The organism is Kitasatospora sp. NPDC089913 (genome assembly GCF_044748625.1).
Lineage (GTDB): Bacteria > Actinomycetota > Actinomycetes > Streptomycetales > Streptomycetaceae > Kitasatospora.
Genome location: NZ_JBIVGI010000023.1, coordinates 76670 through 91593, shown reverse-complemented (window position 1 = coordinate 91593; position 14924 = coordinate 76670). Strand labels below are relative to the sequence as shown.

Sequence of the window (14924 nt, the reverse complement as noted above, 5' to 3'; positions counted from 1 at the left end):
GAACGCACAGAAACATCGCATGGGCGAGGGCGGCCCGTGCGGACGGCACAGGGAGCACAACATGATCGTCGGGGACCTCCTGGCGCTGGACGAACTGCACATCGAGGTGGCCTGGGCGACCCCCGACCTGCTCGGCCGCGAGGTCACCGGGGTCACCTCCACCGACCTCCAGGACCCCGCCCGCTACCTCCGGCCCGGCGAGGTCGTGCTCACCGGCCTGGTCTGGTGGCGGCCCGAGGACACCCGCCCCGCCCCGCGGCTCGCCACCGCCCTGCGCTTCGCCAACGCCCTGCGCAGCGCCGAGGCGGCGGCGCTGCTGGCCGGCGAGGGCACCCACGGTACCGTCCCCCCGGAACTGGCCGAGGCCTGCCGCCGCCACGGCGTACCGCTGCTGTCCGTACCCAGCGGCACCAGCTTCCGGGCCGTCACCGACCGCATCTACCTGCGGCTGTGGGGCGACCTCCAGGCCGGTGCCGAAGGCCGGGCCGGGCTGCCGGCCGGCGTCCGGCGCACCCTCACCTCGATGCTGGGCGCGGACGCGCCGCTGGACGGACTGCTGCGCCGCGCCGTCGCCGACCTGGGCGTGCCCGACTGCTCCCTGGTCACCGGCGCCGGCCGGCTGCTGGCCTCCTCGGCGGACGTCCGCCCGGCCCCTCCGCGCGGCCCGGTCGCCCGCCCGGCACCGTCGCGTGCCCCGGTCGCCGTCCCGGCCCCTGCGCCCGCCCCGATCCCGGTCGGCCCGCCCGGCACGACGCCCTTCGACGGCTGGCTGCTGCAGCCGCACACCGCTCCGGGGCCCGCCGCCGCCACGATGCTGCACGGACTGGCCGAGCTGCTCGCACCGCTCGCCGAACGCGCCCGCGCCACCGCCACCGCCCAACGGCAGGCCGGTACCCGGCTGCTGGAACTCCTCGCCGCCGGCGCCGACCCGGAGGCCGACCACGCGCTGTCCCTCGCCGGACTGCCGCCGCGGCTGCCGCTCACCCCCGTGGCCGCCCGCTTCGGCCCCGCCGCCGGTACCGCCCCCGGTACCGCCCCTGGAACCCCCGCCGGTTTCGTCCCCGGCACCGCAGCCGCGCCCGGTCCCGCCGACCCGTCCGGGGCCTGGGCCGCCGCCGCGCTCGCCGAGGCCCTGCACCCGACGGCCGCCCCGTTCGTCGCCGCCCCGGACGGACGCGGCGGCGCCGTGGCACTGGTCGCCCTCCCAGAGGACGCCGTCGCCGCCGCCCTGGACCTCGCCCTGCCCCGGCTCGGCGCGGAGCCGGGGCCGGAGCCGGCCGGTGCCCGGACCGGACCGGGACGACCCGCCGCCGGCGTCGGCCCCACCGTCCCGCCCACCGCCGCCGACCTGCGCCCCGCCCTGGTGCAGGCACGCTACGCGCTGGACGCCCGCCCGCCCGGCGCGGTCGGCCGCTGGGCGGGCACGGCCTCCCTCGCCGACCTGCTGCGCGGCATCCCGCCCGAGGTCACCGCCGCCTTCCACCAGCGGCTCCTGGCCCCGCTGGTCGACCACGACCGGCAGAACACGGTCTCCCTGGTCGACACCCTCGACGCCTTCCTGCGCCACAACGCCTCCTGGTCCCGCACCGCCGAGGCCCTGCACGTCCACGTGAACACCGTGCACTACCGGGTCAAGCGGATCGAGGAACTGACCGGCCGGAGCCTGCTGCGGCTCGACGACCGGCTCGACCTCCGCACCGCCCTGCTCTGCGCCCCCGCCGCCCTGCTCCGCGCCCCCACCGTGGCGGAGGAGCCCCGGGCCGCCAAGGGACGGACCCGGAAAGCAGGCTGACGACCCGTCGGGCCGGTGCCGATCCGCGACCGTGTAGTTGGTGGTATCCCTGCACGGGACGGATGCGGTCGCCTATCCTCCAGGCGCACGGCGAGGTACGGCCTCGCCGGACGACTGGGGGGTCGCGGTGGTTCTGCACGGACGTGCGGCGGTGTTCGAGACGGTCGTGCCTTCGCTCGTCGGCCTGGAGGTGACCGGTGAGGCACCGGGCGTCAGGACGCGGCGACTGCCCGTCCCGAACGGCACCCCGCCGGTGGTCGAGTGCTCGGGCGGGCGGCTCGCCGGACGCACCGCCCTCCTGGCGGGCCTGGACGCGCGGTACGCGGCACACCTGCGCCGGGCCTCGGCCGACCTCGGCCGCCCCGACCTGGGCCGGGCCGACCTCGCACTGGCCGCCGACGACGAGGACCCGACCCGGCGCAACGCCTCGCACACCTCGGACCTGCTGTTCCACCTGCGCCGCGAACTGGGCCGGCGACCCGGGGACTTCGGCGGCAGCATCGCCTTCCCCCGGCTGGTCCAGGGCCTGCTGGCGGTCACCTCCTGGCAGGCCGCCGGCGCCGGCGAGCCGGAGGCGGCCGCCGGACGCCTGGAGAGCCTGCTCGGGGAGAGCGTCCCCACCGGCCCGGCCCGGCGCGCGCGGGTCACCCAGTGGATGCGGCAGACGGCCCCCGGCCCGGCCGCGGCGGCCCCCGGGGCCGGGCCGGACACCCTCGCAACCCGCCTGGTCGACCTCGTCACCCCGGAACTGCTCGGCCCCTCCGCCCACCGGCACGGGCTGCGCTGGTGGGCCGGCCGACAGGTCGCCGGACCGGGCACCGACCGCGTCCAGCTGAACGAGCTGGCCCGGCGCTTCCGCGGCGACCCGGACGACCGGGAGATCGCGGAACGCCACCTGATGGCCGCCTTCCTGGCGGACATCGACAGCCACTACACCTGGTCGCGCCGGATGAACCGGCTGCCGCGCCCGCTGCTGCTCCTCGACAACGCCCACACCCGGCTCGGCCGGCCGGTGATGCGCACCCTGCTCCAGGTCTGGCACGAGGAACCGCCCGGGACGCGGCCCGCCGTGGTCACCACCGTACTGGCCGGGCAGCCCTCCGGCCCCGAGCCCGACGACACCGCCCCGTCGACGCGCCACGCCGGGAGCCCGTTCTGGCGCCAGGACCGCCCCGGGACGGCGGCCGGCTGGACGGTGCGGCTGCCGCTGGCCGGGCTGGGGCTGGAGGAGGTGACCCTGATGTTCGGCACCGAGCACCCCCCGTCCGGCACCGCCCGGGTGATCCACCGGCTCAGCGCGGGCCGGGCCGGGATCGCCCACGCCCTGGTGGAGGCCGCCCGGAGGGCGATCCGCCAGGGGGACAGCGCGGAGCCGCGCCGGCTGCTCGACCTCCCGGCCCACGACGCGCCCGCGCGGACGGTCCACGAGCAGCTGCTGCGGGTCCTGGTCCCCGGGGAGCGCGACCTGGAGCGGCTGACGTACTACAGCCCGGCCCTCGACGACGGGGCCGCCGACCTGCTCGGCGCCTACTACCCGCCGAGCGACGGCAGCCCGCTGGACGTCCAGGAGGCCAGGAGGCTGCTGGAACGCAACCACTGGGCCGTCACCGCGCACCAGGCCGTCGACGCGCCCTTCGTTCAGGACCGCACCCTGCGCGCCCTGCTCGGGCACCGACTGGCCGTCCAGGTGGCCGGGGAGCCCGGCATGCAGACCTGGCGGCACCTGCACGGCACCGTGCGCGCGCGGTACGCGCCGAACGGCGCCGGGCTGCCGGACCAGGCCCTGTACCACGCGCTCGCCGTGCACGACACCGGAGTCGTCGTGCGCACCCTGCACCAGCGCCTGGCCGAACGCAGCGCCGCCGACTGGCTCGCCTCGGTCAACCTGATCTGCTCCGCGCCGCACCCGCCGGGGCCCCTGCCGGCCGCCGCCGCGACCAACGAGCAGTGCCAGGCCTGCCGGCACGGCGACGTCGCCGTGCACCGGGCGATCGACCTCCTGGTGCGCAACCTGTGGGTGCAGTCCCACCCGCTCTCGGCGCCCGCCCCGGCGCTGACCGACAGCATCCGGCTCCAACTGCTCACCCTCGCCCAGTACACCGGGGCGGCCGACCAGGCGGTGTTCTTCCAGGCGCACGAGACCTGGCCCGGACGGCTGCGCCGCTGGCACCAGGCACCCGACCTGCCGGTCTGACCCGGTCCCCGACCGCCGACGCCGATTCGCCGCCGATTCGCCGCCGGTCCGCCGCCGGTCCGACCCCGGTCGCCCCGCCCCGCCGCCGGTCCGCCGCCGGTCCGACCCCGGTCGCCCCGCCCCGCCGTTCGCCCCGGCCCGCCCTGCCCCGACCTGAGGAGACGCCCGACCGTGAAACCGTTCCTGCCCCAAGGGCCCCTGAACCGCGCGCTGGTGATCCTGCTGGCGGTCGCCGTCCTCGGCACCGCCGGCTACTTCGGCTACGGCCTCCTGACGGACCGCAGCTGCGCCGCCGGTGTGACCGAGATCGGGAACGAGTGCGTCGGCGTCACCGACGGGTCGTACGTCTTCAACGACGACCTGGGGCCGGTGACCGCGCGGATCAAGGAGGAGAACGACGGCGTGGCCGGGAAGAACCCGGTCACCGTCGCCCTGATGATCCCGCTGATCTCCGACCAGCAGGCCGAGCGGCGCGAGATGGTCGAACAGGTCCAGGGCGCCTACCTGGCCCAGTACCGGGCCAACCGCGAGGACGGGAAGCAGCCGCCGGTCCGGCTGGTCCTCGCCAACCCCGGCCGGGAGTACGGGCAGTGGCGGCACGTCGCCGACCAGCTGACCCGGTCCGCGACCGACGGCAAGGTGAACCTGCGGGCCGTCACGGGCATCAACATCAGCATCGCCAACAGCGAGGCCGCCGTGCACTACCTCACGGCGGAGAAGCACATCCCCGTCGTCGCCGGCCCGATGACCGCCGACGACATCGCCAACAGCGCCGCCGACCCGCGCCACTACCCGGGCCTGGCCCGGATCGCCCCCAGCAACAGCGACCAGGCGGACGCCCTCGCCGCCTACGGCGCGGGCATCAAGCCCGCCGAGACCCTGGTGATCGAGGACACCCGGGAGGGCGACAACTACCTCTCCACCCTGCGGGCCACCTTCGCCGAGCTCACCAAGGGCGCGCCCAACGCCCCGGAGACCTTCGAGTCCCCGCAGGACTTCACCCAGGAGGGCAACCTCGGCAACGTCTTCGACCAGATGGTGCCCGACATCTGCAGCTCCGCCGCGTCCACCCTGTTCTTCGCCGGACGCCCGGTGCAGCTGCGGCTGTTCCTGGTCGCGCTGGGCGACCGCAAGTGCAACAAGCCCTACACGGTCATCACCGGCTCGCACGCCTCCACCCTGATGGTCGACCAGAAGTTCGAGAGCAAGTGGGACTCGCTCACCAAGAGCGCGGGCATCACCGTGCGGTACACGGCGCTCGCCCACCCCGACAGCTGGGGCGGGTCGAGCACCGAGGGCCCCGGCGGCTCGAAGGGCCCGACCGCCGAGCTCGCCGCCCTGCTGCTGGCGGACGCCACCAAGCAGCCCGACCGGATCGGGCCCGCCGACCGCCGCGACGGCCGGATCATCATCACCTACGACGCGGTGACCACCGCCGTCGCGGGGATCCGCAAGGACGTCGGCGGATCCGTGTCCATGCCCTCCCTCGACGACGTCACCCAGAGCTGGCGCCGGCTGCACGGCGGCAACCGGGTGGACGGCGCCAGCGGCTGGATCTGCCTCGACCAGTACGGCAACCCGCACAACAAGGCCGTCCCGATCGTCCACCTCGACCCGGCCGTCCGCGGCGCCGTCCTGGACACCGTCGCCTGGCCGCTCGGCCACGCCCCCGACGCCAACTGCTCCATCGGCGCGGAAGGCTGAGGACCCTACCGGCCGCCCAGCGCGCCGGGCACGGCCCGGGGGAGCGCGCGGGGGAACGCGCGGGGAAGGGTGAAGCCGACCTCCGCGCCGCCCTCCGGTCGGGTGCCGGCGAACACGGTGCCGCCGTCGGCGGTGACGAGGTCGTGGACGATGGCCAGCCCCAGCCCGGAGCCCGGCGTCGACTGGGTGCCCGCCCCCCGGTAGAAGCGGTCGAAGACGGCGTCCCGCTCCTCGGGCCCGATCCCCGGCCCGAGGTCGCGCACCACCAGCCGCACGCACGGCACCCCGCCGGCACCGCCCGCACCGGCGCCGTCCCTGCCGGCACCGCCCGCACCGGCGCCGTCCCTGCCGGCACCGCCCCCGCCCCCGCCGTCGTCCCGGCCCGCACCGGCCGGTGCCGTCCCGACCAGCACCGTGACCGGAGTGTCCCCGGGGCTGAACTTGACCGCGTTGGCCAGCAGGTTGTCGATGCAGCGGTGCAGCGCGCGCGGCCGGGCGAGCACGACCGCGGCCGGGTCCCGGTCCGGCCCGGTGCCCGCCGTGCCCACGGTGATGACACGCCCGGTGCGCCGCCGGAACCGGTCCGCGCAGTCCTCGGCCGCCGCCGCCAGGTCCAGCGGCTCCGGGTCCTCGTCGGCCTGCCGGTCGACGGACAGCTCGACCAGCTCGCGCACCAGCTCGTCGAGCGCGACGCTCTCCGCGACCAGGGTGGCGAGGATCTTCTCCTCGTCCTCGGGCGCCAGCCGGCCCCGGGCCCGCTGCAACAGCTCCGCGCTCCCGCGCACCGAGGTGAGCGGGGTGCGCAGCTCGTGGCTGGCGTTCTGCACCAGCCGCTGCTGCGCCTCCCGGGAGCGGCGCAGCGCGTCGAGCATCACCTCGAAGGCGAGGGTCAGCCGACCCACCTCGTCTCGCCCCGCGGCCGGGAGCGCGGTGCCGAGGTCCTGGGTCGAACTGATCCGCTCGGCGGCGCGGGCCAGCCGACGCATCGGACGCAGGATCCGGCCGATCAGCAGCCAGCTGAGCGCGGCGCAGGCGGCGGCCGAACCCGCCGTCGTCCAGCCGATCCGCCCGAGGAACTCCCGGTCCACCCGCTCGGCGTCCGCGTAGTCCTGACTGACGACCAGCGCCCCGTGGCCCTCGCCGCGCCCCAGCACCAGCACCCCGAAGGTGCGGTCGCCGACCGAGCTCTCGGCCAGCAGCCGGCCCTCGCCGGAGCGGGCCACCGCGAGCGCGCCCGGGGGGACCGGCAGGGCGGTGCGGCCGGGGGAGAGCGGCCGCACCGTGCCGTCCGCGAGGAGCAGCTGCTCGGCGGTGTCGGGCCGCTCGGCGGGGACCCGCCCGGCGTCGAGGACGGCGGCGACGGCTTCCGCCCGGTCGGCCAGCGCCCGGTCGAACTGGTCGGCGACCGTCGCGGTGACCCCGCGGTAGGAGCTGACCACGGAGACGACGACGGCCAGCAGGGTGGCGGCCACCACCACGAGGGTGATCCTGGTGCGCAGCACTACGCGGCCCGCACGAGGTAGCCGACGTTGCGGACGGTGTGGATCAGCCGGGGTTCGCCGCCCTCCTCGCTCTTGCGGCGCAGATAGCCGATGTAGACGTCGAGCGAGCGCGAGTCGGTGTCGAAGTCGTAGCCCCAGATCCGCTCGTAGATCTGCGGGCGGGTGAGCACCGCGCCCTGGTTGCGCAGCAGCAGTTCCAGCAGGTCGAACTCGGTCTTGGTGAGGTCGAGGAGCCGGTCGCCGCGGTGGGCCCGACGCGCGGCGGTGTCCACCGCGAGGTCCTGGCAGGCCAGCACCCCCGGATCGGCGGCCGGGGCGGAGCGCCGGAGCAGGGCGCGTATCCGGGCCAGCAGTTCCTCGGTGGCGAAGGGCTTGGCCAGGTAGTCGTCCGCCCCGGCGTCCAGCCCGGCGACCCGGTCGCCGAGCTGGTGCCGGGCGGTGAGCACCAGGACCGGCAGCCGGTCGCCGCGGCGGCGCAGCATCCGGCACAGGGCCAGCCCGTCCAGCCGGGGCATCACCACGTCCACCACGGCGAGGTCGGGGCGGTGTCGCTCCAGCAGCTCCAGGGCGTCCTGCCCGTCGGTGGCGGTGAGGACCGAGTAGCCCTCGAAACGCAGCAACTGGTCGAGGGTGGTGCGGACACCGGGGTCGTCCTCGACGACGAGCACGGTGCGGCCGTGGGTGGCGGTGGCATCTGTCATGGCGTCATTCTCGCTGGTCGTGGTGGATGGTGGGGGTGCGGACGGACGCCCCGTCCGGTGTCAGCGGCGCACCGGGGAGACGGTGATCGGCGGCACGGCGGCCGTGCACGAGGTGTCGCCCGGCTGCCCGGTGCGGACGAAGGAGTCGACGATCCCCAGCGTGCAGTGCGTGGACTCCAGCTCCGCCACGTGTCCGGCGTTGGGCACCGTGACGACGGTCGAGCGCCGGAACTGGGCCGCCGACTCACGGGTGGCGCTCTCCGGGGTGTTGGAGTCGAGGTCGCCGGCGAACAGCAGCACCGGCACGTCCGGCTGCGCGGCGTCCACCGGCTGGGGGCGGGCGGTGCCGGTGCGCGGCCACCGGATGCAGGCGTCGGCGCCGTCGGTCTGCCCCTCGGTGAAGCCCTTGACGCTGAACGCCCCGAACCGGCCCGGGTCGGCCGCCGACAGCGCCGCCCGGTACTCGCGCCGGCGCTCCGGCAGCGACGAGTCCACCGACCAGGCCCGCGGGTAGTCGTTGCAGACCACGGCCAGGAAGGACGCCTGGTCCTCCCGGGTGGCGAGCCGGTAGTCGGCGTCGACCAGGGACCGCAGCGCGCGGTCGTCGCCGCGGGCCGCGTCGTGCAGCGCGGCCGGCAGCCCGCCGAGCAGCGAGGGCTCGGCCGGGCTCTCCCCGGCGCCGCGGCTGGCCGCCTCGTACAGCAGATTGGCGAGCTTGTCCTCGGTGAAGCGCAGCGTGCGGGTCGCACCGGCGGCCTCGACCCGCAGCGTGAGGGGCCGCTCGCGCAGCCTCCCGGCCACGGTGCGGAGGTCCTCGACGGCGGTGTCCCCGTCGCAGGCGCCGCTGCGCTCGCAGACCCGCTTCAGGGCCAGCGACACCGCGTCGGCGCTGGGGCGGGCCAGCGGGTCGACACCGAGCGGGTAGGCCCCGGACAGCACCATCGCGTCGACCCGCCCGGGGTGGCGGCTCGCGTACACCGGCATCAGATAGGTGCCGTAGGAGAGCCCGTAGGGGATCAGCGACTCGGCGCCGATCCGGGCCCGCACCGCGTCGATGTCGTCGGCGGTCGCGGCACTGGTGTAGCCCTCGGCGCGGGCACCCAGCGCGGCCGCGCAGCGGGCGACGGCGTCGCGCTGGCCCGCACGGTCCGCGAAGCGGTACTCGGCGTCGGTGACCCCGCACGGGATCCGCCCGGAGCGCCCGGTGCCGCGCGGGTCGACCAGCAGCACGTCGTGGCCGCCGAGCACCCCGTCGAGCCCGGCGGCGAACGCCCCGGCCCGGTCGATCGCGGTCTCCCCGGGCCCGCCGGGGTTGACCGCGACCGTCCCCAGGGCCGGGCCGGCGTCCCGGTGCCGGAGCACCGCGTACGCGACGGAGACCCTGCCCAGCCACGGCTTGCCGCTCACCACCGGCCGGTCGACGGTGCCGCAGTCCACCCGGATGCCCTCCACCGAGGGGCACCGGGCGGCGTTGCCCGGCCGTGCCCCCTGCGGCGACGCGACGGCCGCCCCGGCGGGCAGCACCGTCATCAGCACCGCCGCCCCCGCGACCGCCCCGGCCCGCCGCAGGATGCCCGTGTTCCTCGTCATGGTGGTGTCCCTTCCGTCCTGTCGTCCCCGGGTGCTTCCGGTGCTTCCCGGTGCTTCCCGGTGGTGAGGACGACACTGCCGGGCCCCGGTCAGGGGCCCGGCAGAGCGACGGCAAGGACGTGTAAGAAAACGCGGGGCCGGTTGTGCCTAGGGGTGGCGAGGTCCTCCGGTGGCACCGGTGAGCGCACAGCCCGGGCGGGTCAGGTCCAGTCGCGAGCCCGTGGTGAGGCAGCCGGCGATCCGGTCGACCTGCTGGCCGTAGCTGCGGCCCTGCACCGCGGTCACCGATCCGTCCCGGCCGACCTCACAGGGGTTGTTGTTGGTGCACTGCTCGCCGTCGCGGTTGTGGGTGTTGTTGATGCCCACGACGGTCTCCCCGTCGGACGCCAGCAGCGCGCTGCCGGAGTGGCCGGGCCCGCTGGTGCAGCCGGCGTAGCGCACCGAGCGGTCCTGCTGGTAGCCGTCCTCCCGCAGGTGCGGCACCACGGCGTCCACCGTGCACGACGGACGGTTGAAGTTGTAGGCCATGGTCAGCCGGTCACCCTTGCGCATCGGGGTGGTGGACAACCGGAAGACCTTCGCGCCCTCCGCCGCCAGCTGTGCGTACGTCTTGTCCAGCCGGTACAGCGCGATGTCGGTGCCCGACATCGTCGCGTACACCAGCCGGGTCGCGCGGGCGCTGGTCCGGGTGTAGCCGGCGGAGTCGGTGATGGTGACCGGGTCCTTCAGATCGGCGGGCCGGTCCACCAGGGCCGTGCCCGGTGCGGGCCGACCGCTCGGCACGCAGTGGCCGTTGGTCAGCACCAGTGCCGGGTCCTTGGGGCGCGCGGTGGGCGGCCGCACCACGGACCCCACGCAGTTGCCCACCTTGGCCGCGCCCTCGACGTTCGGGATCGGGTCGAACGGCGGCACATCGGTTCCGTTCACGATGCCGTTGATCCAGGGGGTGTTCTTCGCGACATCGGAGTACACACCGGGGAAGTCGGAGTCCTTGCTGCTGCCACCGACGACCGTTCCGGCCAGCACCCACTCGTTGCCCTCGCGAACCAGGGCGGGCCCTCCGGAGTCCGTCGTCCCCGGCCCGGCGGCAGGATCGACACGGCCGATGCACAAGGGCGGAATGCCCTCGACCTCGTCCAAGCACTTCTGGAGCTGCGTGACCTCGGTGTCGACCTCGCGCAGTTTGTTGGAGAAGCACGTGGTGTCGGCGAAGTCGTCGCAGCCCGTCGAGGACGGGCCCCAGCCGAGGAGGCGGGCGGGCGTCCCCGCGGCGGGCGTGGTCCCGGCCAGCCGTACGGGCTCGGCCCGCACCGGGGTGCGCAGGTGCAGCAACGCGATGTCCTCGCCCGGGGGGTCGTACTTGGCGATGCGCCGGTAGAACCGGTCGACCTCGGCGACCTCGCCGCCGGTGGTCACGTCCAGCGACCCGACGCGGACCTTCCAGTCACGGGGAACGCCCGCCTTCGAGCCGGTCGGGGTGCTGGCGCAGTGCCCCGCGGTCATCACCCAATCGGGAGCGACGAGCACGCCCCCGCACCGGTGGCCGTCCGCGCGGGGAGCGTCGTACTGGACCGAGACCATGAACGAGTACGGTTCGGTGGACTCGCTACCCCCGACGACGGCCTGTGCCGGTAAGGCGGTGGCCAGGCTCGTGATCGCCGCTGCCGCCGTCGTCAGGACGGCGGCCGTCCTCCGGCCCATCCATGTGCGCATGTGTGACTCCCGTTCGTCCGCCGCCGGCCACGAGGCCGGGCGGGTGTGTACGGAGGAACAGCATCCGGCTGTTCCGCATGGCCACGATCTTGGACGCGGGGGGCTTCCGGCAGGCTTCACCCGTGCTTCAGGCACCGCACGGCAACCGCTCGAACGTGTTTCAGCAACGTGCTTCGGCAACGTGTTTGAGCGAGGACCGGCCCGGGCCTCGGCGGGGCGGCGGACGGCCCCGCCGGCCGGCTCGACCGGGCGGCGGGCGGCCTCACCGCGGTCCTCGCACCGCTGCGTTACCGGCGCGGTCGTGCGCGCTCCCCGGGCGCACGAGGTCCCGGGGAGCGGCGGTGCCGAGGGAGCGGTCAGCGGCAGGGGAGGAGGGCGAAGGTGTAGCCCCGGGACTTGAGGGTGCGCAGGATGGCGGGCAGCGCGGCCACGGTCTGACTGCGGTCGCCGCCCCCGTCGTGCATCAGGACGACGGCGCCGGGAGTGACCCGGTCCAGCACCCGGCGCTCGATCGCGGCGCGCCCCGGCCGGGCCCAGTCCTGCGGGTCGACGCTCCACAGCTGGACGGTCTTGCCGAGCCGCGCCGCGCCGGAGCGCACGGCGGTGTTGACCGCGCCGTACGGGGGGCGCAGGCAGCTCGGCGTGGTCCCGGTCCGGGCGCGGATGCGTGCGTCGGTGGACGTCACCTGGGAGTCGAAGGCGGACTTGGAGAGGGAGCGCAGGTCGGGGTGGGACCAGCTGTGGTTCTGCACGCTGTGGCCCTGGTTGTGCACCCGGCTGGTGACCTCGGGGTACGCGGCGACGTTCTGGCCGATCTCGAAGAACGTGGCCCGGGCCCCGTACTGGGCCAGCAGCGCCAGGACCTGAGGGGTGTACCGGGGGCTCGGTCCGTCGTCGAAGGTCAGGTAGACGACCTTGGCCGGTGCCGCCTGGGCGGGGGCGGCGGGCAGGGCGACCACGGCGGTGGCGGCGGCCAGCAGGGTGCCGACGGCGAGGCGGGCGGCGCGGCGGCCCCGGGGCCGGTGCGGGGCCCGGGGCGAGGTCAGTGAGGTCACTCGGGTCGTGGTCACGGGTGCTCCCAACGGCCGCGGAACCGGAACGAACCCGGTGCCCGCCCCCCTCCCCGGCCCTCCGTCCAATGTAGCGGCCCGTACCCGCACCGTCCCGGGGCCGGACGGCGCGGGGGCGTTCTTCGGCCAGACCCGGCGTCGGCCCGGGTCGGCGGGGGCGCGCCGCCGCATTGGACGGGCGGTCGGACGGCAACCGGCCCGGCGCCGCCCGGATGCTCCGGCAGACGTCAGTCGACGCGTCGACCGAGCGCCGCGACCAGGGCGCCGACCAGCGTGTCGACCATCGCCCCGTCCGGGTCGCGGTCCGGGTTGACCTCGGTCACCACCAGCCCCGCCATCGGTGGCGCCGCGCAGAACTCGGCCAGGCAGTCGAAGGCCACGCCGATCGGCAGCCCCTCGTTGAAGTGCGGGAAGTTCGCCAGCGGGAAGTCCACCGAGTCGATCACGTCCACGTCGAAGTGCAGCACGAACCGCTCGTGGTCGGCGGCGAGCGCCCGCCAGGCGGCCCGCGCCTCGACGACCGGGTCCACCCGGGGGGCGGTGAGCTCCGTGCACGGCAGGGCACGCAGCCGGTAGCGGCCCAGCCGTTCCCGCCCCGCCGCGCCGAGTTCCACCGGGTCGTAGCCGAACGCCACGATCCCCTCGGGGCCCAGCAGCGGGGTGCGCGGACCGGCCTCCCGCAGCTCCGGCGCGCCCTCGCCGAGCAGGTGCGACAGCACCATGGTGTCCAGGATCCCGGAGCGGCTGGTGTCCGGCACCGACAGGTCGAGGTCCCCGTCGAAGTACAGCAGGCCGGTGCCGGGCCGGCGGGCCACGTACGCGGCGAGCACGCCCAGCGTGATCGTGCAGTCCCCGCCCACGACCAGGGGCACCGCGCCGTCGTCGAGGATGGCGCCGACGGCCTTGGCCACCGCGCGCACCACCTCGACCACCAGCGGCAGGTTCTGCCGGTCCCGGTGGTCGGGGTCGGTCCGGAACGGCACCACCGGCAGGTCCCCGCGGTCGGTCACCGCCACTCCGGCCGTCCGCAGCCGTTCCACCAGGCCGGCGGAGCGCAGGGCCGCCGGGGCCTTCTCCTGGCCGGGGCCGTGCGTGCCCGCGCAGGACGGGACTCCCAGCAGTGCGAACTCCTCGGCCACGGTCGCTCCCTGTCCGTTCGTCGTCCGTTCGTCCCGGTCCTGCTTCCGGCCCTGTTCCCGGCCCTGTTCCGGGCGCTGCCCGGCTCCGCCCGGCGGACCGGTCCCTGCCCGGCGGCCCCGTCCTCGTCCGGGGCCGCGTCCGCACCGGGACCGGGGCGGACGGCGGCAGCGGGCCGAGCGTAGTCGGCGGACGGCGCCGGAGGCGCGTTCATCCCGGGGTGTCGGTCCTGCCGGTCGTCGGGGCAGCGGCGGGCCCGGTGCCCGCCGGTGCCCGGGAGTACCCCGGTACGGTGGTCAGCGGGTGAAGCCGGTGACCACCTCGGCGAACTCGACCACCGGTTCCTCCGCCAGCAGCAGCGGGAACCGGTCGAGCAGCCCGGCCACGTACGGCGCCGCGAAATGGGCGTCCCGGGCCGGGCCGTCCGCGTACCGCTCCACCACCAGGAACCGCCCGCCGTCCTGGCGGGCCACCGAGTACGCCAGCGCGCCCGGTTCGCCGGCCGTGCGCCCGGCCACGTCGCGCAGCGCGGCGTCCAGTTCGTCCGCGTGCTCCGGCCTGGCCCGCAGGATCGCCAGCACCATGGTCATGAGGTCTCCTCCCGTGTCGTCCGGGCTCCAGGCTGGCCGTCGGGAGGCAGTGACGGATAGTAGAAATGCGACCGGCCGGGCCCGAGCAGCTCGGCCGGACGCTCCCCGGTGAGCCGGCGGAACTCGCGGGTGAAGTGGCTCTGGTCGTAGTACCCGGCGTCCAGCGCCGCCGGGAGGCTGTGGGGCGGCTCCTCCCGCAGCAGCAGCCGGGCGAGCCGCTGGAACCGGGCCAGCCGCTGGAACTCCTTGGGCCCGGCGCCGACCGCCGCCGGGAACATCCGTTGCAACCGCCGCGGGCCGACCCCGACCGTCTCCGCCAGCCGGTCGATCCGCAGCCCGGCGGGCCCGCGGTAGATCCGCCCCACCGCGGCGTCCAGCCACGGCTCCGGCCGCCGGTGCGCTTCGAGCAGACCGGTCAGGAAGCGGTCCAGCACCGCCACTCGCGCGACCGGACCGCGGGCCGACCGGACCCGTTCGACCAACCGCCGCCCCGGAGCGCCCCACAGCTCCTCGGTGTCCACCACCCGGTCGGCCAGTTCGTCGAGGCCGGCCGGCACCAGGTGACGCAGCGCACCGGCCCGGAACCGCACCGCCACGAACCCGGGCCGTCCCGCGCCCGCCCGGTGCTCCAGGGACCAGGGAGTGCGCCGGAGGCAGACCAGGTGCCCGGCCGGCAGCGGGGTCGGCGGTCCTCCGCCCACGGGCCGCAGGTCCACCCCGCCCGACCAGTGCACCCAGAGCTCGGCCCCGGTGCCGGGAAGCAGCCGGGGCAGCGCGCCCGCGCCGCCCTCGGACCACCAGTACCGCTCGACCAGGGCCGCGAGGGCCAGCGCGGGACGGGTGTACCTCACGGCCCGTCGGTCCGTCAGTTCCGCTTCCTGATAAGGCGATCGGCTCACCCGGAAGATGGTACGGCCATCGCCGTCGGGTC

At 75.9% G+C, this 14924-nt stretch carries 11 protein-coding genes; 3 read left to right on the top strand and 8 right to left on the bottom strand.

Annotated elements, in window-relative coordinates:
* Positions 1 to 61: 61 nt before the first annotated feature.
* From ACIPYS_RS29150 to ACIPYS_RS29140, 3 genes are all read left to right on the top strand, one after another.
* Positions 62 to 1792 carry a helix-turn-helix domain-containing protein gene (locus ACIPYS_RS29150; protein WP_400751531.1) on the top strand — a complete coding sequence of 577 codons (1731 nt, stop codon included), beginning with the start codon at positions 62 to 64 and terminating at the stop codon, positions 1790 to 1792.
* A gap of 151 nt (positions 1793 to 1943) precedes the next feature.
* Positions 1944 to 3986, top strand: coding sequence for a hypothetical protein (locus ACIPYS_RS29145; protein WP_400751528.1), 2043 nt, complete (start codon positions 1944 to 1946; stop codon positions 3984 to 3986).
* Positions 3987 to 4157: 171 nt separating this feature from the next.
* Positions 4158 to 5690: a hypothetical protein gene (locus tag ACIPYS_RS29140; RefSeq protein ID WP_400751525.1), complete on the top strand. Its 1533-nt coding sequence runs from the start codon at positions 4158 to 4160 to the stop codon at positions 5688 to 5690.
* 5 nt (positions 5691 to 5695) lie between these two features.
* Here ACIPYS_RS29140 and ACIPYS_RS29135 read toward each other — a convergent pair whose 3' ends face one another.
* The 8 genes from ACIPYS_RS29135 to ACIPYS_RS29100 form a co-directional block, all read right to left on the bottom strand.
* Positions 5696 to 7192 carry an ATP-binding protein gene (locus tag ACIPYS_RS29135; RefSeq protein ID WP_400751522.1) on the bottom strand — a complete coding sequence of 499 codons (1497 nt, stop codon included), beginning with the start codon at positions 7190 to 7192 and terminating at the stop codon, positions 5696 to 5698.
* Positions 7192 to 7893, bottom strand: coding sequence for a response regulator transcription factor (locus tag ACIPYS_RS29130; protein WP_400751519.1), 702 nt, complete (start codon positions 7891 to 7893; stop codon positions 7192 to 7194). The genes ACIPYS_RS29135 and ACIPYS_RS29130 overlap by 1 nt, the downstream gene beginning before the upstream one ends.
* Before the next feature lie 60 nt (positions 7894 to 7953).
* Complete coding sequence (locus ACIPYS_RS29125; RefSeq protein WP_400751516.1) at positions 7954 to 9483, bottom strand: alpha/beta fold hydrolase; 1530 nt, start codon at positions 9481 to 9483, stop codon at positions 7954 to 7956.
* A 147-nt stretch (positions 9484 to 9630) separates the two neighbouring features.
* Complete coding sequence (locus ACIPYS_RS29120; RefSeq protein ID WP_231978103.1) at positions 9631 to 11196, bottom strand: trypsin-like serine protease; 1566 nt, start codon at positions 11194 to 11196, stop codon at positions 9631 to 9633.
* 356 nt (positions 11197 to 11552) lie between these two features.
* Positions 11553 to 12266, bottom strand: coding sequence for a polysaccharide deacetylase family protein (locus tag ACIPYS_RS29115; RefSeq protein ID WP_197698670.1), 714 nt, complete (start codon positions 12264 to 12266; stop codon positions 11553 to 11555).
* 227 nt (positions 12267 to 12493) lie between these two features.
* Positions 12494 to 13405 carry an arginase family protein gene (locus ACIPYS_RS29110; RefSeq protein ID WP_400751512.1) on the bottom strand — a complete coding sequence of 304 codons (912 nt, stop codon included), beginning with the start codon at positions 13403 to 13405 and terminating at the stop codon, positions 12494 to 12496.
* Positions 13406 to 13699: 294 nt separating this feature from the next.
* Entirely contained in the window at positions 13700 to 13993 is a 294-nt protein-coding gene (locus tag ACIPYS_RS29105; RefSeq protein WP_400751509.1) for a putative quinol monooxygenase, read from the bottom strand.
* Positions 13990 to 14844, bottom strand: coding sequence for a helix-turn-helix domain-containing protein (locus ACIPYS_RS29100; RefSeq protein WP_400751506.1), 855 nt, complete (start codon positions 14842 to 14844; stop codon positions 13990 to 13992). Before ACIPYS_RS29100 ends, ACIPYS_RS29105 begins: the two co-directional genes overlap by 4 nt.
* Positions 14845 to 14924 lie beyond the last annotated feature (80 nt).